Annotated in this window: 22 protein-coding genes; 12 read left to right on the top strand and 10 right to left on the bottom strand. The window is 68.4% G+C overall.

Features of this window, described 5'->3' with window-relative positions:
* A partial coding sequence (locus tag GBZ26_RS14935) for an AsmA family protein (protein WP_174439514.1) occupies positions 1–821 on the bottom strand: 821 nt, incomplete at its 3' end.
* Between the two features lie 217 nt (positions 822–1,038).
* On the opposite strand from GBZ26_RS14935, the gene GBZ26_RS14930 reads away from it, so the two are divergent.
* Together GBZ26_RS14930 and GBZ26_RS14925 are read left to right on the top strand one after the other, a co-directional pair.
* Entirely contained in the window at positions 1,039–1,227 is a 189-nt protein-coding gene (locus GBZ26_RS14930) for a DUF4169 family protein (protein WP_174439513.1), read from the top strand.
* A gap of 145 nt (positions 1,228–1,372) precedes the next feature.
* Positions 1,373–2,212 carry a DUF2189 domain-containing protein gene (locus GBZ26_RS14925; RefSeq protein ID WP_174439512.1) on the top strand — a complete coding sequence of 280 codons (840 nt, stop codon included), beginning with the start codon at positions 1,373–1,375 and terminating at the stop codon, positions 2,210–2,212.
* A gap of 82 nt (positions 2,213–2,294) precedes the next feature.
* Here the strand turns inward: GBZ26_RS14925 and GBZ26_RS14920 are convergent, their stop codons facing one another.
* Positions 2,295–2,483: a DUF1192 domain-containing protein gene (locus tag GBZ26_RS14920; RefSeq protein WP_174439511.1), complete on the bottom strand. Its 189-nt coding sequence runs from the start codon at positions 2,481–2,483 to the stop codon at positions 2,295–2,297.
* 200 nt (positions 2,484–2,683) lie between these two features.
* Here GBZ26_RS14920 and GBZ26_RS14915 point away from each other — a divergent pair, with 200 nt between their 5' ends.
* The 5 genes from GBZ26_RS14915 to GBZ26_RS14895 all read left to right on the top strand — a co-directional run bounded on the left by GBZ26_RS14915 (position 2,684) and on the right by GBZ26_RS14895 (position 7,671).
* Positions 2,684–3,691, top strand: a complete 1,008-nt coding sequence (locus tag GBZ26_RS14915) for an NAD(P)H-quinone oxidoreductase (RefSeq protein ID WP_174439510.1) — start codon at positions 2,684–2,686, stop codon at positions 3,689–3,691.
* A 306-nt stretch (positions 3,692–3,997) separates the two neighbouring features.
* Complete coding sequence (locus GBZ26_RS14910) at positions 3,998–4,615, top strand: DUF1013 domain-containing protein (RefSeq protein WP_174439509.1); 618 nt, start codon at positions 3,998–4,000, stop codon at positions 4,613–4,615.
* A gap of 156 nt (positions 4,616–4,771) precedes the next feature.
* Entirely contained in the window at positions 4,772–5,365 is a 594-nt protein-coding gene (locus GBZ26_RS14905) for a UbiX family flavin prenyltransferase (RefSeq protein ID WP_174439508.1), read from the top strand.
* Between the two features lie 57 nt (positions 5,366–5,422).
* On the top strand, positions 5,423–6,115 hold the full coding sequence (locus GBZ26_RS14900) for a carbonic anhydrase (protein WP_137140232.1): 693 nt from the start codon (positions 5,423–5,425) through the stop codon (positions 6,113–6,115).
* 185 nt (positions 6,116–6,300) lie between these two features.
* Complete coding sequence (locus GBZ26_RS14895) at positions 6,301–7,671, top strand: flagellar hook protein FlgE (RefSeq protein ID WP_174439507.1); 1,371 nt, start codon at positions 6,301–6,303, stop codon at positions 7,669–7,671.
* On the opposite strand, the gene GBZ26_RS14890 is transcribed toward GBZ26_RS14895, so the two are convergent.
* Entirely contained in the window at positions 7,655–9,427 is a 1,773-nt protein-coding gene (locus GBZ26_RS14890) for a tetratricopeptide repeat protein (RefSeq protein WP_174439506.1), read from the bottom strand. The genes GBZ26_RS14895 and GBZ26_RS14890 overlap by 17 nt on opposite strands.
* Before the next feature lie 215 nt (positions 9,428–9,642).
* On the opposite strand from GBZ26_RS14890, the gene GBZ26_RS14885 reads away from it, so the two are divergent.
* Positions 9,643–10,038 (top strand): hypothetical protein, encoded by a 396-nt coding sequence (locus tag GBZ26_RS14885; RefSeq protein WP_174439505.1) that lies wholly within the window; start codon positions 9,643–9,645, stop codon positions 10,036–10,038.
* On the opposite strand, the gene GBZ26_RS14880 is transcribed toward GBZ26_RS14885, so the two are convergent.
* The 3 genes from GBZ26_RS14880 to GBZ26_RS14870 are packed head-to-tail and all read right to left on the bottom strand — an operon-like array spanning position 10,022 to position 12,196.
* Positions 10,022–10,609: a GNAT family N-acetyltransferase gene (locus tag GBZ26_RS14880; RefSeq protein ID WP_174439504.1), complete on the bottom strand. Its 588-nt coding sequence runs from the start codon at positions 10,607–10,609 to the stop codon at positions 10,022–10,024. The two genes, GBZ26_RS14885 and GBZ26_RS14880, sit on opposite strands and share 17 nt — an antisense overlap.
* Before the next feature lie 13 nt (positions 10,610–10,622).
* Complete coding sequence (locus GBZ26_RS14875) at positions 10,623–11,081, bottom strand: TIGR02444 family protein (protein WP_174439503.1); 459 nt, start codon at positions 11,079–11,081, stop codon at positions 10,623–10,625.
* Between the two features lie 29 nt (positions 11,082–11,110).
* A complete protein-coding gene (locus GBZ26_RS14870; protein ID WP_174439502.1) occupies positions 11,111–12,196 on the bottom strand; it encodes an ATP-dependent 6-phosphofructokinase in 1,086 nt (361 codons plus the stop codon).
* A 216-nt stretch (positions 12,197–12,412) separates the two neighbouring features.
* Between GBZ26_RS14870 and GBZ26_RS14865 the strand changes: the two genes are divergently transcribed.
* From GBZ26_RS14865 to GBZ26_RS14850, 4 genes are all read left to right on the top strand, one after another.
* A complete protein-coding gene (locus tag GBZ26_RS14865; RefSeq protein WP_014239909.1) occupies positions 12,413–12,598 on the top strand; it encodes a YdcH family protein in 186 nt (61 codons plus the stop codon).
* 162 nt (positions 12,599–12,760) lie between these two features.
* Positions 12,761–13,228: a 5-(carboxyamino)imidazole ribonucleotide mutase gene (purE, locus tag GBZ26_RS14860; RefSeq protein ID WP_051140162.1), complete on the top strand. Its 468-nt coding sequence runs from the start codon at positions 12,761–12,763 to the stop codon at positions 13,226–13,228.
* A gap of 3 nt (positions 13,229–13,231) precedes the next feature.
* Positions 13,232–14,314 (top strand): 5-(carboxyamino)imidazole ribonucleotide synthase, encoded by a 1,083-nt coding sequence (locus tag GBZ26_RS14855; RefSeq protein ID WP_174439501.1) that lies wholly within the window; start codon positions 13,232–13,234, stop codon positions 14,312–14,314.
* 274 nt (positions 14,315–14,588) lie between these two features.
* Positions 14,589–16,304, top strand: a complete 1,716-nt coding sequence (locus tag GBZ26_RS14850) for an EAL domain-containing protein (protein ID WP_174439500.1) — start codon at positions 14,589–14,591, stop codon at positions 16,302–16,304.
* Between the two features lie 44 nt (positions 16,305–16,348).
* Here GBZ26_RS14850 and GBZ26_RS14845 read toward each other — a convergent pair whose 3' ends face one another.
* From GBZ26_RS14845 to fumC, 4 genes are all read right to left on the bottom strand, one after another.
* Positions 16,349–16,525: a hypothetical protein gene (locus tag GBZ26_RS14845; RefSeq protein ID WP_170295983.1), complete on the bottom strand. Its 177-nt coding sequence runs from the start codon at positions 16,523–16,525 to the stop codon at positions 16,349–16,351.
* Positions 16,526–16,667: 142 nt separating this feature from the next.
* Positions 16,668–17,381 (bottom strand): DUF599 family protein, encoded by a 714-nt coding sequence (locus GBZ26_RS14840; protein ID WP_174439499.1) that lies wholly within the window; start codon positions 17,379–17,381, stop codon positions 16,668–16,670.
* Positions 17,382–17,482: 101 nt separating this feature from the next.
* Positions 17,483–17,686 (bottom strand): ribbon-helix-helix domain-containing protein, encoded by a 204-nt coding sequence (locus GBZ26_RS14835; protein ID WP_014239903.1) that lies wholly within the window; start codon positions 17,684–17,686, stop codon positions 17,483–17,485.
* A 19-nt stretch (positions 17,687–17,705) separates the two neighbouring features.
* Positions 17,706–19,106, bottom strand: a complete 1,401-nt coding sequence (gene fumC / locus GBZ26_RS14830) for a class II fumarate hydratase (protein WP_174439498.1) — start codon at positions 19,104–19,106, stop codon at positions 17,706–17,708.
* Positions 19,107–19,285 lie beyond the last annotated feature (179 nt).

Genomic DNA, 19,285 nt, shown 5'->3' with positions numbered 1-19,285 from the left:
GAGCCATTGCGCACCAGCGTCAGCGCGCGGGACAGGTCGCTGCCCTCGACGCGCAAATCGCCCTGGGCGCGCGATCCGCCGCTGCCCGGCGGGTTGGTCACGATTCCGGCAAAGCGCAGCGTGGCGTCGGTGTCGGCCATCGACAATGCCGCCCGGACCTGGACGGCGGCGCCGTCGATCAGGCGGCTGACAAACATCTCCCCGCGCAGCGGCACGCCGCGCGCCCGGAAACTGCCCTGCCCCTGGAACGGCCCGGTGAAGCTGCCGGCGACGATCCGCGCGTCGATCTGGTCGATCACCTCCGACTGGCCGGTGCGGGCGTCGCGGTACTGGATGGTGCCGTTCTGCACCGTCACCTGGTCGAAACTGACCGCCGAGGCCAGCCCATCGCCGGATCCGCCCGCCCCGCCGCCCGCCGCACGGCCGGCACCGGCGCCCGACAGGTCCCAGTTGAAGCGCCCGTCGGGCAGCGTCTCGAACAGGAAGGTCGGGTCGATCAGCTTGATGCTCTGCACCTGGATGTGGCCGCCGAGCAGCGGGCCGAGGGCCACGCGGACGTCCAGCTCCTTCAGGCGTGCCATGTCCTCCTCGGACCCGCCGGGCGCGTTGGCCAGCCGCGCGTCGCGCACCGTCAGCGCCGGGGCCGGCAGCAGGGACAGCCCGATGTCGCCCCTCAGCTCCACCTTGCGGCCCGTGGCGGCGGACACCTTGTCCGCGATCTGGGCCTTGTAGGTGTTCCAGTCGACCACGCTCGGCACGATCAGCACCGCGGCCACCAGCAGGCCCAATAGAATCAGCGCCGCGATCAGGAGTTTCTTCACCGGTTGCCCCGCCTTCCCCACCATTCGGCTGTTGAGTCGCCGTATTCCTGCCACAAGATGTCCGCCACAAGCCGCGGCCCCCTGGCGCCCGCTCCGGTCTTCCGGGTGGCACGGGGTTCCGCTAAACTATCGTCCCGAAAGAAAACAAGCAATTTGGGCATTCCAACGGCCGAGTTGTCCAAAAGACGACATGCCCCGCCCTCAGGAGACGCGCCCCATGGCCGATGTCGTGAACCTGAACCGCTTCCGGAAGATGCGCCAGAAGGAAGAGCGTGAAAAAACCGCCGGGGAGAACCGCGTCCGCTTCGGGCGCACCAAGGCCGAGAAGCTGCGCGACCGTCAGGACGCCGAGCGCCGCAAAACGGACCTCGACGGCAAGAAGGTCGACGGCAAAGCTGACGAGTGACGGCCAAGCCCGTGCTTTGGTATCGCTTTTGTGACAATTAGGCATTCAAACAATTCGTCCATAAGACAATCTGGAACGCTGCGGACCGCTTTGCTACACTCCCCCCTCACGAGAGGCGCAATGGGCAAAGGGGAGGACCATCATCATGGTCGACATGTCGTCTCACCGCGGTGCGTCCCAATTCCATCGGCCGATCCGGCGCAAGGAACCCTCCGAGTTCCACAAGCCGGCTCCCTATCTTCCGCGAATCCGCAGCGTCGACGTCGACCGCCCCTGGGTATGGTTGAGCGCCGGCTGGCGCGACATGTGCGCCAGCCCCATGATCAGCGTCGCCTACGGCCTGCTGGCGGTGCTGTCCAGCCTCGCGCTGGTGGCGGTGCTGTCGATGCAGGATATGCAGTATCTGGTGCTGCCGATGGCGGCGGGCTTCATGCTGCTGGGGCCGGTCTTCGCCGTCGGTCTCTATGAGACCAGCCGCCTGCTGGAGCGGGGGGAGACGCCGACGCTGATGAAGGTCGCCGGGGCCTACCGCCGCAACGGCGTGCAGATCGCCGGGATCGGGCTGGCGCTGATGCTCGCCATGCTGGCCTGGATCCGCATCGCCTTTCTGCTGTTCGCGCTGTTCTTCGCGACGGAGCCGCCGGCCTTCGACCAGCTCGTCGACCGTATCTTCTTCTCGGCGCAGACGATCCCGTTCCTGCTGACCGGCACCATCGTCGGCGGCGTCATCGCGACGGCGGTCTTCGCCATCAGCGTGGTGTCGATCCCGATGCTGCTGGACCGCGAGACCGACAGCTTCACCGCCATGGCGACCAGCGTCGCCGTGCTGCGCGAGAATCTTCGCACCATGGCCGGCTGGGCCTTCCTGATCGTGCTGTTCACCGCGGCGGGGATGGTCACCGGCTTCCTGGGGCTGGCGCTGGCCCTTCCGCTGATCGGCCACGCCTCCTGGCACTGCTACCGCGATCTGGTCGGCGCGGACTGAGGTTTCGCGGCCGGGGTTTTATGGCCGGGGTTTCATGGCCGGACGCCCCTCTTCCCATTCGGGAGAGGGGCGTTTTCCGTTCTCAGGACGGCCTCTTGAAGAAGGCTTCGGCGGCGTTCTTCTGCGCCTCCTTCGCGGCGATGGCCGCGCGGGCGCGGGCGATCTCGGCCTCCAGCCCGGCGATGTAGTCCTTCAGCTCCGCCACGCCCAGCGCGGTCAGGTCCTTCAGCGCCGGCTTGGCCTTGCGCGGCTCCAGATCGTCGATGTCCATAGGGCTTCTCCTCCCGCTTTCGCGCATCCCTGCCCCGCGCCGTCCGCTTCCCGCACGTCGGAAAGGCCGTCGGGGCGTGCTTGTCAGCGCCGGTGCGGAATTCTAACTTTGGACGCCTGCGGACACAAACGGCCCGGCCGCCCGGAACGGCGACGGCCGGAACGGTGGACGCCGCGTCAACGAGGAATGGGGGAGACACCATGGGCATCGCCCTGCCGGACAGCATGACCTGCGTGGAGATTTCGCAACCCGGCGGCCCGGAGGTCCTGCGCACCGTGCAGCGCCCCGCCCCGGTGCCCGGCCCCGGCGAGGTGCTGGTGGCGGTGGAGGCGGCGGGCGTCAACCGCCCGGACATGCTGCAGCGCCAGGGCCGCTACGACCCGCCGCCGGGCGCCTCCGACCTTCCCGGCCTGGAGATCGCCGGGCGCGTCGTCGCCCTGGGCGAGGGCGTGACGGAGTGGGCCGCCGACGACGCGGTCTGCGCCCTGATCTCCGGCGGCGGCTATGCCCAGTATTGCGTGGTCCCGGCGCCGCAGCTCCTGCCCGTGCCGAAGGGCTACGGCATGGTCGAGGCCGCCGCCGTTCCGGAGACCTTCTTCACCGTCTGGACCAACGTGTTCGAGCGCGGCGCGCTGAAGCCCGGCGAGACGCTGCTGGTCCATGGCGGCTCCAGCGGCATCGGCACCACGGCCATCCAACTCGCCAAGGCCTTCGGCGCCAAGGTCTTCACCACCGCCGGCAGCGCCGAGAAGTGCCGGGCCTGCGAGGAGCTGGGCGCCGACCGCGCCATCGACTACAAGACCGAGGACTTCGCCGCCGTCATCCAGAAGGAGACCGGCGGGCGCGGCGTCGACGTGGTGCTGGACATGGTCGGCGGCGATTACATCGCCCGTGACATCGGCATCATGGCCCCCGACGGGCGGCACGTCTCCATCGCCTTCCTCCAGGGGCCGAAGGTCTCCATCAACATGTTCCCGGTGATGACCAAGCGCCTGACCCTCACCGGCTCCACCCTGCGCGCCCGCTCGGTGGAGGAGAAGGGCCGCATCGCCGCCGCCCTGCGTGAGAAGGTCTGGCCGCTGCTGGAAGGCGGCACGGTCAAGCCGGTGATCCACAAGGTCTTCACGCTTGAGCAGGCGGCCGAGGCGCACGCCCTGATGGAATCCAGCGCGCACATCGGCAAGATCGTCATGACGGTGGGCGGCTGATCGTCGCCGCACGGCGAACCATTGGATTGCGAAGGGAATTCCCGGCTTCACAGCCGGGAATTCCCTTTCAAGCATTTTTTTCGCTTTATTCTTGTTCCCGGACAGCCAGGTGGGCTTGCTAAAGCGCGCCAAGACGGTTAGCAGAAGGATCGGTGTCCGGGTTTTCCCGGCCGCCTGCCCGAGCACGCTTACATCGACCGGTTCCGGCCCTATATGGAGGGCGAAGCTCGGGACCATCCGGTATAGTATGGCCGATCGCGCCACCCGCCAGCGGGTGCGGTCGGGTTGGAGTTGTCAGGAGGGACGATGGCACTGCCCTTGATGCCGAAAGCGACGGCCGTCTGGCTGGTCGAGAACACATCCTTGACCTTCGAGCAGATCGCCGCCTTCTGCGGCCTGCATTCCCTGGAGGTCCAGGCCATCGCCGATGGCGAGGTGGCGGTCGGCATGGTCGGGCTGGACCCTGTGGCCAACGGTCAGTTGACCAAGGGCGAGATCGAACGCTGCGAGCGCAACCAGGATCTGCGCCTGAAGCTGCTGGTCCCCGACCTGCCGCTGCCGGCGGCCCGGTCCAAGGGACCGCGCTACACCCCGATCACCAAGCGCGGCGACAAGCCGGACGCCATTTCCTGGCTGCTGAAGCACCATCCGGAGCTGTCGGACGCCCAGCTTTGCCGCCTGATCGGCACGACCAAGCCGACCATCGCGGCCGTGCGCGACCGCACGCACTGGAACGCCCCGAACATCAAGCCGCGCAACCCCGTGCTGCTCGGGCTGTGCACCCAGCGCGAGCTGGAGGAGGCCCTGGCCCTGGCCGTCCGCCGCGGTGGCGTCCCGCTCTCCCCCGAGGAGCGCGAGGCCCAGGAAGGCGAGGAAGGCTACGACGACGAGTCGCCCTATTCCGAGCGGGAAGAGGCGCGCTGACGCCGCTTTCCAAGCCCCTCTCCCCCGGCGGGAGGGGGGCTTTTTGCTTTTGCGGCCGGGGGCGGCCCGTCCCTCCGCCTCCGGCGCCGGACCTGCAACGAGGTCCATGAAGACCGCGCTCTGGACGACACCCGGCGCGCGCGCTACTTCTTCGGCATGACTGCACCCTCCCGTCTTGTCGTCGGCATCAGCGGAGCCTCGGGCGTGATCCTGGGCATCCGGCTCCTGTCCGTTCTCCGCCGGATCGGCGTCCAATCGCACCTCGTCGTCAGCCGCTCCGCCGAGGTCACGCTGGCCCATGAGACGGACATGAAGGTGGCGGAGCTGCGGGCTCTGGCCGACGTGTCCTACGCCGCCGCCGACATCGGCGCGGCCATCGCCAGCGGCAGCTTCCGCGCCATGGGGATGATCGTCGCCCCCTGCTCCGTCCGCACGATGAGCGAGATCGCCACGGGTGTGACCTCCACCCTGCTGACCCGCGCCGCCGACGTCACGCTGAAGGAACGGCGTCCGCTGGTGCTGATGGTGCGCGAAACGCCGCTGCATCTGGGGCACCTGCGCACGATGACCCAGCTGGCCGAAATGGGCGCGGTGATCGCCCCGCCGGTCCCCGCCTTCTACAGCCGCCCGCAGACCATCGACGACCTGGTGGACCACGCCGTCGGGCGGGCGCTCGACCTGTTCGGGCTGGACGCGGGCATCGTGCGCCGATGGGGCGAGCCTGCACCTGCGGAGGTTCTGGAAACATGATCCAGCCTGGGCTATACCGCATCCGCTAAATCCCGACCGAAGAGGGGTATCAGAACGATGCCACACACCCGCGACCAGGACGTTCCGATTCGTCAGCTTCTCGCCGGGATGAAAGGTTTCCGCGCCCGCTACTACGAGCGCCGGCCCGACAGCATGCGCCAGCTCGTCGAGCAGGGGCAGAAGCCGAAGATCCTGATGATCGGCTGCTCCGACAGCCGCGTCGATCCGGCGCTGCTGACCGAGGCCGAGCCGGGCGAGATGTTCGTCGTCCGCAACGTCGCCAACCTCGTCCCGCCCTACCAGCCGGACGGCAGCTACCACGGCACATCGGCGGCCATCGAATACGCGGTGCGGGTGCTTCAGGTCAGCCACGTCATCGTGCTGGGCCATGCCCTGTGCGGCGGCATCCAGGGGCTGATCCGCCTGCGCAAGGGCGAGCCGGACCAGAACGACTTCGTGTCGCCCTGGGTGTCCATCGCCAGCGCGGCGCTCGATCCCTACATCCCGCCCGCCCAGGGGGATACCGACGAGGAGCGGCGCAAGGCCGAGTTCGAGCGCCTCCAGCAGAAGCCCGACGTGATCGAGCGCGCCGCCGTCCGCACCTCGGTCGACAACCTGATGACCTTCCCCTTCGTCCGCGAGCGGGTGGAGGCCGGGTCGCTGGAACTGCACGGCTGGTGGTTCGACCTGGACAGCGGCGACCTGTGGGCCATCAATTCCCAGACCAAGATGTTCGAGCCGGTTGATTGAGTGTGCCGGATGGGCGAAAGCTGCCCAGCGGACGGTGAGGAGCCGCTTCCGCCGGGAATTTTCTGCCCATCCTTTCGCCCTGTGGCCCCGGCGAATCCCTTTCCCGCCTTTTGGCATGACGGTTGCATAACCTTGTTCGGCGCGTTCCGGCGGACGCGCATGGAAGGGAATGAGGCGGCCGGACCATGGGCATCACCACGATCTTCAACAATGGCGTTCTCGGGCTGACGGCGCAGAACCGCGCCCTGGGCACCATTTCGAACAACATCGCGAACGCCTCCACGTCCGGCTTCAAGGCGTCGGAAACCCAGTTCTCCGACTTCGTGCTGAGCGACCGCACCGGCAACAAGGACCCCGGCAACGGGGTGCGCGCCTTCGAGCGGTTGGATCACAGCGGCGGCACCATCACCCGGACCGACGTCACCACCAACGCGGCCATCGTCGGCAACGGCTTCTTCCTCGTCCAGGACCTGGATGCCCAGGCCGGCACGACCGCGACTACCGCACAGACCAACGACGATTCGGTTTTCCTGACGCGGTCCGGCGACTTTTCCCCCGACAAGGAAGGCCGTCTGGTGAACGGCGCCGGCAAGGCGCTGATGGGTTTCAAGCTCGACCCCGCCAGCGGCACCGGCTCCTTCGGCAGCCTCAGCAGCATGACTCCGGTCTCGCTGAGCGGGTTGCAGGATTACCGCGAAGCCTCGACCCAGGCGTCGCTAAACCTCAACCTGCCCTATGACCAGGAGCCGGTGACCGGCCAGATCACCACGGCGAACACGACCGGCGTCGTTCTGAACATGGTCGACAGGAACGGCGCCGACGGGGCGATGGCCCTGCGCTTCCTGAAGACCGGGCAGGCGGAGGACGGCACCTCGACATGGCAGGTCTTCAACGCCGGCGTCATCGGCGCCGACGGCAAGCCGGTTGGCAACGGCAATGTGAACGACCCCACCACCTGGCAATCGCTCGGCACGCTGAACTTCGCCCGCAACGGCACGCTGACCGGCGGCGCCACCGGCGCCCCGGTGACACTGACGTTGAATCCCGGCGGCGACTTCGCCCAGACGACGCTGGATCTCGGCTCCTACGGGAAGATGAGCAATTCCATCACGACCATCGCCGGCATGGATCTGGGCATCGTCCAGGGCAACAACGGCATCCGGGCCGGCACCTATCAGGGAGCGGAGCTGACCGCGGACGGCTTCGTCGCCGCGAACTTCCAGGGCGGGAAGCAGCGCTACATCTACCGCATCCCCGACGCGACCGTGGTCAATCCGACCGATCTGGAAAGCGTGTCCGGCACCATGTTCCGGACCACCGCCAACTCGGGCGCCATCCGCCTGAACTCCTTCGGCAACCTGACCAGCGAGACCGGAACCAGCGCGCCGAAGACCGTCGGGGCGTCGCTGAACACGGCCAGCGTCGAGGGCTCCAACGTCAAGATCGAAGAGCAGTTCACCACGCTGATCCAGGCTCAGCGCACCTACTCCGCCGCCTCCAAGCTGGTGTCCACCGCCGACGAGATGACCCAGACGACGATCACCCTGAAGTCCTAAGAGCCGCGGCGCGCAGCGCGTCGGCGACGCGCTTGGCCACCTCCGCCCAATCGCCGACGCGCGTCTGGCGGAACAGGCGGGCGGTCGGGTACCAGGGGCTGTCCTCCCGCCCCAGAAGCCAGCGCCAGTCCGGCGACAGGGGCAGCACCACCCAGACCGGCACCCCCAGCGCACCGGCCAGATGGGCCGGCCCGGTGCAGGAGGAGATCACGAGGTCGAGGTTGGCCATGATCGCCGCGGTATCGGCGAAATCGGCGATGTCCGGCCCGAGGTCGGTGAAGGAGGACGGCATCGGCACCCGATCCAAATCCTCGCGCCCCGGTCCCTTCTGGAGCCCGTAAAAGCGCACGCCCGGCATGTCCAGCACTGGCCGCAGCCCGGCCAGCCGGGGCGAGCGCAGCGCGTCGCCGGGAAAGCGCGGGTTGCCTGCCCAGACCAGCCCGACCCGCAAACCCTGCCTTTCCGCAAACCGCTCGCTCCAAGCGGCGGCGCGTTCCGGGTCGGGGCGCAGATACGGCACGGCGGCGGGCACGTCGTCCAGCCCGCCGCCGAAGGCGCGCGGCAGGCTCATCAGCGGGCATTCCAGATCGAAATCCGGAAGCGGGTCGCCGCGGGCGATCAGCCGCTCCACCCCCGGCAGGCCCGACAGAACGCCCATCAGGGGCCTTTGCACCTCCAGGATCACCCGAGCCCCGCGCTCCGCCACCAGCGGGACGTAGCGGACGAACTGCAACGTGTCGCCCAACCCCTGCTCGGCATAGAGCAGGATGGTCTGCCCGGCGATGCCGCCACCGGTCCAGGTGGGCTGGGCGAAGCGGCGCCAGGGCGGTTCCGCCCGCGCGTCATGGCGGCGCCAGTCGAACTCCGGCCAACCATCGTTGTAGTCGCCGGCCAGCAGCCGGGCGAAGCCGCGGTTCCAGCGCATCCCGGCGTCGTCGGGCCGCGCCTCCAGCACCCGGTCGAAATCGGCCAGAGCCGCCACCGGCCGGGCCATGGCGAGCAGCGCGTTGCCACGCGCCGACCACAGGGCCGGTCCGGAAAAGCCACGTTGCTCCGCCGTGGCGAAGGCCTCCAGCGCCTCGTCGAACCGGCCCTGCCCGGCGAGCAGCGACCCCAGATTTCCCCACGCCGCGCCGTAGCCGGGGGCGAGGTCCAGCGCCGTGCGGTAGGCGGCCTCCGCCTTGTCCCAGCGCTTGAGCGCCGCGCAGGCGGAACCGAGCATCATCCAGGCCGCCGATGATCCCGGCGCCAGGGCGGCGGCGCGGCAGGCCGCCCGCTCCGCCTCTTCTCCACGCCGTCCGGCCAGGGCCGTTTCGGCGAGATTGACCAAGGCGTCCACCGAGGCCGGGAGCAGCGCCAAGGCCTTCTGCGCCGAGCGGGCGGCTTCCGGCACCCGGTTCAGGGCGCGCAGGGCGCCGGCCCGGCTGGCGTGGGCGTCGGCCAGCAGCGGGTCCAGCCGCAGGGCGCGGGCATAGCCGGCCTCCGCCTCCGCCGTGTCGCCCAGGGTCTGAAGCGCGCCGGCCAGGTTGGATTGCCCCCCCGCCGAGTCGGGACGCAGCGCCAGCGCCCGGCGCAGCAGGCGCGCCCCGTCCGCCGGACGGCCCGTCTGGGCATGGAGCACGCCCAGGAACTGGGCGGCGTCGGCCTGCTCCGGATCGGCTTCGAGAATCCGCCCATAGAGCGTCGCCGCCTCGGCCAGACGGCCCGACTGGTGATGGTCGATGGCGGCCAAGAGGGCCTCGATGATCGTCGCCATGGGAGTGCCCAAGGGTGTGAGGGGTACTGGAAGCCGGTGGATCATGCGGGTCCGCCGCCGGATTTGTCACAAGTCCTGCCGTTCCCGCAACCCACCCACGAGCAGCCCCACGTTGCATTTCACTTTTGCTAAAATTATGCTGCATCCATCGCCCCGAAACATACCGGGGTATTCAGTGCGAGGACCGCGTCCCGCCCATGCAAAGCACCTTGCCGATGAAAAGCACCTTGAACATCTGCGCGCTCGCCTTGACCTGTGCCTTCGTCCCGGCCGTCCTGACCGTAGAACCGGCCACGGCCAGCGACAAGCCGGCCGGCGGCGGCGGGTGCCCGTGGGCGCAGGATGTCAAGCTGGACCTCGACGGCAAGACCCTCACGCTGAACCAGGACGCCTTCTCCGCGAAGGGGGAGTCGCTCGACCTCGAGGGCTATCAAATATTCCCGCTGCTCGACCAGTTGAAACTGCGCATCCTCGGCCCGCGCGGGCAGGAGTGGGAGGCCGGACTGACCCGCCTGTCCGGCGGCAAGCGCTGCCAGGCCTTCTATGTCGGCAAGCCCTTCCAGGTCTCCGACGAGACGAGCGACCGCAACAGCCTCATCTTGGTCCGCTGACACCAGCGCCGATCCCGGCCCGCCAGCGGTCGCGCCCGATCCGGTAGAGGATGTGCCGCTTCAGGCGATGGCCGTCCGGAACCCGCGGGTGGTCGAAGTCGCCCGCCGCATCGCGCTCCATCCCCAGCCGTTCCATGACCCGCTGCGACCGCTGATTCTCCGGCACGGTGAAGGCCACGATCTCGCCCAGCCCGACCGCGCCGAACCCGTAGGCCAGCGCCAGCCCGGCCGCCTCGGTCGCCAGCCCCTGCCCCCAATGGGCGGGGTCGAGCCGCCATCCCACCTCGACGGCGGGGGCGAAGGGCGCCTCCCAGGTCACGCGGGCCAGCCCGACGAAGCCGATGAAGGGGCTGCGGCCGGGCCGCTCCACGGCCCAGAAGCCGAAGCCGTGCCGATCGAAATGCTCGCCGATGCGCCGGATCACCGCGTCGTTGGCCGCGCGGTCGGGAAGCGGCAGCAGATGTTCCATCACCACAGGGTTTTGCGACAGCGCGTGAAAGGCATCGCCGTCCCCGTCGCGCCAGGGGCGCAGGATCAGCCGGGGCGAGGTGAGGATGGCGGGAGACGTCATCGCACCGGTTCCGTCAGGGCTCGGGCGGCGTGGCGAGCGCCGCCAACAGCCCCATCACCGCCGGGTCCCCCTCCGGCACGAGCCGGTAGAGATTGACCGCGGCCAGCGCGACGCCGCCCCCCGGCGCGGGGGTGAGTCCGGACAGGGCGAAGAGACGGTCCTGCTGGACGCGCTCCGCCTCCAGTTCCGCCGCCTTCAGGCGCTTGTAGAGGGCGTCGTCCCCGCCCTTCGCCCGGCGGCGGACGGCGCGCAGCGGACGGACCACCTCGTCCCGCCAGGGGGCGATCGCGGAATCGATGCGCGCCAGTTCCTCGGCCGGCAGGTCGGCGTTGCAGGCCATGCCCGCCCAGGCGGCGAACAGCAGCAGATTCACGTCCTGGCCGAGCCGGTCCTGAAGGTCGAGGCAGGCGGCGGGCACGCCCGGCCGTCCGTAGACGGCGAGAGCGAAGTCCCACAGCGGGTTTTCCGACATCGCCGCGCCTGCCTCCCTGGAGGTTCCGCTCAATCGCCCAGGCTGATGCCCAGACCGCGGGCGGTCTTGACCATGGCGCCGTCCAGCTCGACGCAGGCGTATTCGGCGATGGCCTCGGCGATCGGCACGTCGATGACGCCGCGATTGGACCAGGCGACCATGCGGTCGAACTTGCCCTCGGCGATCAGGTCCACGGCGTGCACGCCGAAGGCCGATGCGACCAGACGATCGCGCGGGCTGGGCATGCTGCCGCGCTGGACATGGCCCAGAACGGTGACGCGGGTCTCCGCCCCCGTCGCCTCGGCGATCTTCTCGCCGATGTAGTCGCCGATGCCGCCGTAGCGCTTCTGGCCGCCCTGGAACAGCTTCTGCACGCCGGTGCCGTCCACGGTCTTCACCGCCTCCGACACCACGACCAGCGCGAAGTTGCGGCCGGTCGAGCGCACCTGCTTGATCTTCTGGGCGATCTTCTCGATGGAATAGGCGATCTCGGGGATCAGCACGACGTCGGCGCCGCCGGCAATGCCCGCCGCCAGCGCGATATGCCCGGCGTCGCGGCCCATCACCTCCAGCACCATGACGCGGGCGTGGCTGGCCGCGGTCGGCTGGAGCCGGTCGAGCGCCTCGACCGCCACGCCGACGGCGGTGTCGTAGCCGACCGACACCTCGGTCAGGCCCAGATCGTTGTCGATGGTCTTGGGGATGCCGACCATCTGGAAGCCGCCCTTGTCGGCCAGCTTCTTCAGGATGGCGAAGCTGCCGTCGCCGCCGATGCCGATCAGCGCGTCCAGCCCCAGCTCGCGGTAGCCGCCGATGATCTCGTCCGACCGGTCCTTCTGCGTGCCGTCGGCCATCGGGTAGGCGAAGGGGTCGCCGCGGTTGGTCGTGCCGAGGATCGTGCCGCCCATGCGCATCATGTTGCCGTCGACCTGCGGCAGATCGAGCACCTGGTACTGCACCGGTCGCTGCAGCAACCCCTGGGTGCCTTCCTTGATGCCCAGGACCTGCCAGCCGTAGGTCAGGACGGCCCGGTGGACCACCGCGCGGATGACCGCGTTCAGCCCGGCGCAGTCGCCGCCGCTGGTGAGAATGCCGATGCGCTTGCCTGCTGTCATGGAGACTGTCCCGTGTCGTCTGGAACCGCTGCGAAAGGTAGTCATACCAGAACGTTGCTCCACCGCAATGGTTCTGGTCCTCCGAGTATATTACATTCCGGCGACCGGATTATAACCCTGCGAAGAATGCGTGGTTTCGCACTGCCGTTGCGCCGGAAATCTGGTATAGTCCCCGCCGCTCAGCCAGCGGGCCCCGCGCGTATGAACGAACAAGAGATGCTGAAGGAAAAACTGGCCACGCTTCGCAGCGAGCATCGCGACCTCGACGACGTGATCGCCCGACTGCACGAACGTGCGCCGTTCGACCAGCTTCAGATGCAACGTCTGAAGAAGCGCAAACTCGCGCTCAAGGACCAGATCATGGTTCTGGAAAGCCGCATGCTGCCCGACATCATCGCCTGAGGCGGCTTTTCGGCGGGGAACATGGCCCGGCGCATCGCGTCGCGCTGGACTCCATGCGCGCGCTTTCTATAATGCGCCGCTTTCCGGACCTAGAGGAAAGCGCGCGCCGTGTCCGCATCCATCGCCGCCACCACCGACCGCAAGCCGCTGGTCGGCATCATCATGGGCAGCCAGTCGGACTGGACCACCATGAAGCACGCCGCCGAGACGCTGACCGCGCTCGGCGTCCCGCACGAGGTCCGGATCGTCTCCGCCCACCGCACCCCGCAGCGTCTGGTCGAGTACGCCACCACCGCCCGTGAGCGCGGCCTGAAGGTGGTCATCGCCGGGGCCGGCGGCGCCGCCCACCTGCCGGGCATGGCCGCCTCGATGACCCCCCTGCCCGTCTTCGGCGTGCCGGTGGAAAGCCATGCGCTGAAGGGCATGGACAGCCTGCTGTCGATCGTCCAGATGCCCGGCGGCGTTCCGGTGGGCACGCTGGCCATCGGCAAGGCCGGCGCCATCAACGCCGCATTGCTCGCCGGTTCGGTCATCGCCCTGATGGACCCGGCGGTCGCCGAGGCGCTGGACGCCTGGCGCGCCCGCCAGACCGCCGCCGTCGCCGAAGCCCCTGTCGACGAGCCCGCCTGAACCATGGCCCACCGCATCCTTCCCCCCGGCTCGACCATCGGCATGCTCGGCGACGGGCAGCTCGGCCGCATGACCGCGCTTGCCGCCGCCCGTCTGGGTTACAAGACGCACGTCTACGCGCCGGGATCGGAGGGCAGCCCCTGCGCCCAGGTCGCGGCGGCCGTCACCTCCGCCGGATGGGACGACCTCGACGCGCTGGAGGCCTTCGCCCGCTCCGTCGACGTGGTGACGCTGGAGTGGGAGAACGTTCCGGTCGCCGTGGTCGAGCATCTCGGCCGCTTCACCCCCGTCCATCCCGGCGGCCAGGTGCTGTCGGTCGCCCAGGACCGCGTGGAGGAGAAGTCCTTCGTCAACGCGCTGGGCATCGGGACCGCCCCCTGGCGCGCCGCCCGCAGCGCCGACGAGGTGGTGAAGGCGGTGGCGGAGATCGGCCCGCGCTGCATCCTGAAATCCACCCGCCTCGGCTACGACGGCAAGGGTCAGGCGCGCATCGAGCCGGGCAGCGATCCGGCGGAGGCCTGGGCGGCCATCGGTTCCGACGCCGGCATCGTGGAGGGCTTCGTCTCCTTCACCTGCGAGGTGTCGGTGATCGTCGCCCGCGGGCTGGACGGCCGCATGGCCGCCTACCCCGCCGTGGAGAACCGGCACAAGGACGGCATCCTCGACAAGACCATCGCCCCGGCCCGCGTTCCGGCGGAGACGGCGGCCGAGGCCGAGCGGGTCGCCCGCCGCATCGCCGAGGCGCTGGACCTCGTCGGCGTGCTGGCGGTGGAGATGTTCGTGACGCCGGACGGCGGCGTGCTGGTCAACGAAATGGCGCCGCGCCCGCACAACTCCGGCCACTGGACCATGGACGCCTGCCATTCCTGCCAGTTCGAGCAGCTCGTCCGCGCCGTCTGCGGCCTGCCGCTCGGCTCGGTGGAGCGGGTGGCGGACGCCGAGATGGAGAACCTGATCGGCGCCGACGCGGACCGTTGGCCGGCGCTGATGGCCGAGCCGGGCGCCCGCCTGCACCTCTACGGCAAGGCGGAATCCCGTCCGGGCCGCAAGATGGGCCATGTGACCCGGCTCCATCCCCGTTCCTGACCCTTCCGGTCGATTCTCCGCTTTTGATCGCCGCAGCGGGCCGTTTCCTGTCCTGGAACGGCCCGCGATCGTTTTTTTCTCGCGGCGGGTGCGATAATCCGGCGCGCCTCAAAACCACATTTCTCTTTAAATCATTGAAAATTCTAGGTTCCGAATTTTTCTTCGAAACGGCGGGGCAAATCTTGCCGCTTTTTTCAGAACGGGAACGCGGCTAGTCTCCATTCAATGAATGACGCAATTCGATAAACTTTTTCTCAATTTCGGGCTATTGCCGATGCAGCTTGCGCATGACTCGATCAGACGCCCGGTGCCGCAGACCAACGCGCAGGTCCGTCGCCCGTCGCACCGCGAGCGTGACCGCTTCGTCGGCTTCGCCTTCGCCGCTGCGGATTTGCTGATCGAGACGGATGCGCGGGGAACCATTCTGTTCAGTGCGGGCGCGCGCTGCCGCCTGACCGAAGGCGACGTGGCCGGCTTGGTCGGCACCAGCCTGCTCGACGTCGTGGCGCCCAACGACCGCAAGTACGTCACCGTCCTGTTCAAGCGCATCCAGGACAAGGGCCGCATCAAGCCGGCGCGCGTCGTTTTCCAAGGCTGCGACGGCAACCGCTTTCCGGCGCTGCTCGGCGGTTGCCGGCTCGACTCCTGCCCCGGCTCGCTGTTCCTGACCGTGCTGCTGGCCTCCGGCCCGCGCAACACGAACGAGGCGCTCGCCGCGGCCGGCCAGCTTCTCGATGGCAACGCCTTCAGCCACATCCTGGAGGACCGCATCATCAAGGCGCGGGAGAAGGGGCTGGACAACGCCCTGACCCTGCTGCTGATCGACGGCCTGCAATCGATGGTCGATGCTCTGCCCGAAGGGGCGGCGGGCGAGGTGATGCAGGGGATCGAGGCCTATCTGCGGGCGATCTCCGCCAACGGCGACAGCGCCGGGCAACTGGCCACCGACCGCTACGGCATCGTCCACGCCTCCGACATCGACGGGCAGGAGGTGCAGGCCCACATCACCCAGATCATCCAGAGCGCCGGCGGGGAGTTGCCCGGCGGCATCCGCACCTGGTCGCTGGACGTGTCGGACGAACGGCTGGCCCCCGCCGACGCGGCGCGCGCGCTGGTCTATACGGTGCAGGCCTTCGCGTCCGCCCAGGGCGGCGAATTCACCATCTCCAGCCTGGAGGACGGCGCCAAGCGCATGCTGTCCGACGCGGTGGACCGCATAGGCCGGCTGCGCGCAACCATCGAGAAGCGCGACTTCTTCGTGGTCTACCAGCCCATCGTCGATATCGGGACGCGGACGGTCCATCATCTGGAAGCGCTGACGCGGGTGGAGGGCATGCCGTCCCCGGCGGACTTCATCACCTTTGCCGAGGATGTCGGGCTGATCTACGACTTCGACCTGCTGCTGACGCAGTCGGTGCTGGACACCATGCACGCCCACCGCAAGGAGCCGACCCTGCCGGACGTGGCGATCAACCTGTCCGCCAAGACGCTGATGAGCCCGATCTTCCTGCGCCAGTTCCTGGCGGTGACGGAGCCTTATGGCGAGCTTGCCCGCAAGCTGCTGATCGAGGTGACCGAGACCGTCGTCGTCACCGACATCGCCAAGTTGAACGAGGTTTTGCAGAAGCTCCGTGCCGCCGGATTCCGCATCTGCCTGGACGATGTCGGGGCCGGATCAACCTCCTTTCAGTCGCTCTACGGCATCCAGGCCGACTTCGCCAAGATCGACGGTCACTTCGTCCGCGGCGCCGTGCACAGCGGGCGCGACATGGCCATGCTGCGGTCCATGGTGGACGTGTGCGGCCAGTTGGGCCTCGGGCTGATCGGGGAGCAGGTGGAGGGGCCGGAGCACGCGCAGCTTCTGACGGAACTGGGCGTGCCGCTGGCGCAGGGCTACCTCTACAGCCGCCCCTCCCGCGACTTCGCCTACTTCGCGAAGGACTGGGCGAAGATGGCCGGCACAGGCGGCAAGGTTCTCAGGAAGGGCTGACGCGCGGCGGGAACCGGCCGCTCCCGCACGTCGTCAGGCCGGCATCAGGCCAGTTCGTGCGCCGCATCGATGCAGTGGCGTGCCTGGGCGAGAAGCTCGCGGTTGCGGTCCATGAACTCCTTGGCGGCGCCGCAGGCCCCCGGATGCAGCCGGACCTCCGCCAGAAGCCGCTCCGCCTCGTCCAGCGAATTCAAGACCGATACCGCTGTGTCGATGTCCATGGCCGACCCCCTCAACATGGCGTGCTGCAACGCACGCGTCCATCAGGCGGCTATGACAAAAGCATTGATTTGCGCTGCAGCGTATTGGCCATAACGTCGCAGATTTAGAACATTTTAACATATTTATCGCCAAAAACGTGCATCATCGCCGCTCGCGTCTCTCCAGTGCATCCACTTGTACGCGGATGACCTTTTCCGTCGCCGAGAAGCCCTGCCGACGGGTCAGGACGACGATGACCGCCGCGGTGGACACCATGAAGAACCAGGGACCGAGCATCCATGCCAGCGCCGCCATGGCGAAGTAGTAGGCGCGCATGCCGCCGTTCAGCGCCTTGACGGCCAGCGTCATGGCGGCGGCGATGCTGTCCGCCATCGCCGTCTTCTCTTCCGCCGGCACCGGGGGCAGCGGGGCGGAGCCGATCAGGGCGCAACAGTAATTGTACTGGCGCAGCGCCCAGGTGAATTTGAAGAAGCCGAAGGTGAAGATCGCCACGAGCAGCAGCATCTTCAGCTCGAAGAACTCGCGGGTGGTCTGCACCGTGAAGGACAGCGTGCCGACCAGCTTGTGGGCGTTCTCCACCGCGCCGAAGGCACCGACCAGACCGGCCAGCACCAGCATGTTCGTGCTGGCGAAGAAGGTGCAGCTCTGCATCGTGTGGCCGACGAGCTGCGAATCCATGATGCGGTTGTCGCGTTCCAGCATCCGCTCCATCCAGTGACGGCGCGCCTTCTTCAGATGCTGGTTGACCACCATGCGCCCGCCCAGCATGTGGTCCTGGATCAGCGTGAAGCCCGCCCAGCAGGCCAGGAACCACAGGAAGGCGACGATATCGAGGATGGTGATGTCGGGCGTCACGGGCGGACACTCTGGCGCGAGGGGAAGGGGGCGGTCCGGCGAAGGGTGTAGCCGTCCCCCCGCCGCCTGTCCAGGGGTGCCCCGGCGGGAGCGGGATGCCCCTACCCCCGCCCCTGCACCGCGTTCAGCACATGGACGCGGATCGCGCTCGACAGGTTGCCGCTGCGCGTCGAATCGATCTCCTCGATCAGCGCGTTGACCGACATGCCCCGCGCCTGCGCGAGGCCCTTCAGCGCCTCCCAGAATTCCTCTTCCAGGGAGACGCTGGTCGGGTGCCCGGCGATGAGGACGGAGCGCTTCTTCATGGACGGCGCGCGGCCCCGGTCACCGGGGCTTGACCATGGTTTCCGGCTTGACCCACTGATCGAACTGCTCCTCGGTCAGCAGGCCCAGCGCCACGCCGGCCTGTTTCAGGGTCGTTCCCTCCTTGTGGGCCTTCTTGGCGATCTTCGCCGCGTTGTCGTAGCCGATGTGCGGGTTCAGCGCGGTGACCAGCATCAGGCTCTCGTTCAGCAGCTGGCCGATGCGCTCGCGGTTCGCCTCGATGCCGACCACCGCGTTGTCGGTGAAGCTGTTGCAGGCGTCGGCCAGCAGCCGGATCGACTGGAGGACGTTGTAGGCGATCACCGGTTTGAAGACGTTCAGCTCGAAATGGCCGGTGGCGCCGGCGATGCTGACGGTGGTCTGGTTGCCCATCACCTGGGCGCAGACCATGGTCATCGCCTCCGACTGGGTGGGGTTCACCTTGCCGGGCATGATCGATGAGCCGGGCTCGTTCTCCGGCAGCGCGATTTCCCCGATGCCGCAGCGCGGGCCGGAGCCGAGCAGGCGGATGTCGTTGGCGATCTTCATCAGCGAGACCGCCAGCGTGTTCAGGCTGCCGTGGGCGTCCACCAGAGCGTCGTGGCTCGCCAGCGCCTCGAACTTGTTCTCGGCGGTGACGAAGGGCAGCCCGGTGATGGAGGCCACCTCCTCGGCGAAGGCTTCGGCGAAGCCGGTCTTGGCGTTCAGCCCGGTGCCCACCGCCGTGCCGCCCTGGGCCAGCCGGTAGAGCTGGGGCAGCGACGCCTTCACCCGCTCGATCCCGTAGGCGATCTGGGCGGCGTAGCCGGAGAACTCCTGCCCCAGGGTCAGCGGCGTGGCGTCCTGGAGGTGGGTGCGCCCGATCTTCACGATGTCGGCGAACTCCGCCGCCTTCGCCGCCAGCGCCGCGTGCAGGTGCTCCAGCGCCGGCAGAAGCTCGTGGTGGATCTGCTCGGCCGCGGCGATGTGCATGGCGGTGGGGAAGCTGTCGTTGGACGACTGCCCCATGTTGACATGGTCGTTGGGGTGGACCGGCTTCTTCGACCCCATCTCGCCGCCCAGCGCCTCGATGGCGCGGTTGGAGATGACCTCGTTGGCGTTCATGTTGGTCTGGGTGCCGGAACCGGTCTGCCAGACCACCAGCGGGAAATGATCGGCGAGCGTGCCGTCGATCACCTCCTCCGCCGCCTCGACGATGGCCCGTCCCAGCCGGGGGTCGAGCACCTCCAGCGCCATGTTGGCGAGCGCCGACGCCTTCTTCTGGATGCCGAGCGCGCGCACCAGCGCCGGCGGCATGCGCTCGCCGCCGATGCGGAAGTTGCGCAACGAGCGCTGCGTCTGGGCGCCCCAGTAACGGTCGGCGGCAACCTCGATCGGTCCGAAGCTGTCGGTCTCGGTGCGCATCCCGGTCTTGCCGGTCATGGTCAGGTCCTCGTCGGTTCGAACATCGTTCCGGTCAGCGAATTTTTTCCCGAATCGCCCGGCGGGCAAGGGGAATCAACGCGGAATCCCCTTTGGGCAAGGGCCCGGCCGAATTTGTTCTTGTTGCGTTCCGTTTCCTGCGTTACCGTTTCTGCGTGAGCGGCCCTGCCGCCCCCTTT

Source organism: Azospirillum formosense, from assembly GCF_013340925.1.
Taxonomy (GTDB): Bacteria; Pseudomonadota; Alphaproteobacteria; order Azospirillales; family Azospirillaceae; genus Azospirillum; species Azospirillum formosense.
Note: the sequence above shows the minus strand (reverse complement) of the source record. Positions and strands in the feature narration are given on the sequence as shown.

Coding starts and splice junctions, on each gene's coding strand:
- GBZ26_RS14930 (WP_174439513.1), top strand. CDS start 1,039: ATGGCCGATGTCGTGAACCTGAACCGCTTCCGGAAGATGCGCCAGAAG.
- GBZ26_RS14925 (WP_174439512.1), top strand. CDS start 1,373: ATGGTCGACATGTCGTCTCACCGCGGTGCGTCCCAATTCCATCGGCCG.
- GBZ26_RS14920 (WP_174439511.1), bottom strand. CDS start 2,483: ATGGACATCGACGATCTGGAGCCGCGCAAGGCCAAGCCGGCGCTGAAG.
- GBZ26_RS14915 (WP_174439510.1), top strand. CDS start 2,684: ATGGGCATCGCCCTGCCGGACAGCATGACCTGCGTGGAGATTTCGCAA.
- GBZ26_RS14910 (WP_174439509.1), top strand. CDS start 3,998: ATGGCACTGCCCTTGATGCCGAAAGCGACGGCCGTCTGGCTGGTCGAG.
- GBZ26_RS14905 (WP_174439508.1), top strand. CDS start 4,772: ATGACTGCACCCTCCCGTCTTGTCGTCGGCATCAGCGGAGCCTCGGGC.
- GBZ26_RS14900 (WP_137140232.1), top strand. CDS start 5,423: ATGCCACACACCCGCGACCAGGACGTTCCGATTCGTCAGCTTCTCGCC.
- GBZ26_RS14895 (WP_174439507.1), top strand. CDS start 6,301: ATGGGCATCACCACGATCTTCAACAATGGCGTTCTCGGGCTGACGGCG.
- GBZ26_RS14890 (WP_174439506.1), bottom strand. CDS start 9,427: ATGGCGACGATCATCGAGGCCCTCTTGGCCGCCATCGACCATCACCAG.
- GBZ26_RS14885 (WP_174439505.1), top strand. CDS start 9,643: ATGAAAAGCACCTTGAACATCTGCGCGCTCGCCTTGACCTGTGCCTTC.
- GBZ26_RS14880 (WP_174439504.1), bottom strand. CDS start 10,609: ATGACGTCTCCCGCCATCCTCACCTCGCCCCGGCTGATCCTGCGCCCC.
- GBZ26_RS14875 (WP_174439503.1), bottom strand. CDS start 11,081: ATGTCGGAAAACCCGCTGTGGGACTTCGCTCTCGCCGTCTACGGACGG.
- GBZ26_RS14870 (WP_174439502.1), bottom strand. CDS start 12,196: ATGACAGCAGGCAAGCGCATCGGCATTCTCACCAGCGGCGGCGACTGC.
- GBZ26_RS14865 (WP_014239909.1), top strand. CDS start 12,413: ATGCTGAAGGAAAAACTGGCCACGCTTCGCAGCGAGCATCGCGACCTC.
- purE (WP_051140162.1), top strand. CDS start 12,761: ATGGGCAGCCAGTCGGACTGGACCACCATGAAGCACGCCGCCGAGACG.
- GBZ26_RS14855 (WP_174439501.1), top strand. CDS start 13,232: ATGGCCCACCGCATCCTTCCCCCCGGCTCGACCATCGGCATGCTCGGC.
- GBZ26_RS14850 (WP_174439500.1), top strand. CDS start 14,589: ATGCAGCTTGCGCATGACTCGATCAGACGCCCGGTGCCGCAGACCAAC.
- GBZ26_RS14845 (WP_170295983.1), bottom strand. CDS start 16,525: ATGGACATCGACACAGCGGTATCGGTCTTGAATTCGCTGGACGAGGCG.
- GBZ26_RS14835 (WP_014239903.1), bottom strand. CDS start 17,686: ATGAAGAAGCGCTCCGTCCTCATCGCCGGGCACCCGACCAGCGTCTCC.
- fumC (WP_174439498.1), bottom strand. CDS start 19,106: ATGACCGGCAAGACCGGGATGCGCACCGAGACCGACAGCTTCGGACCG.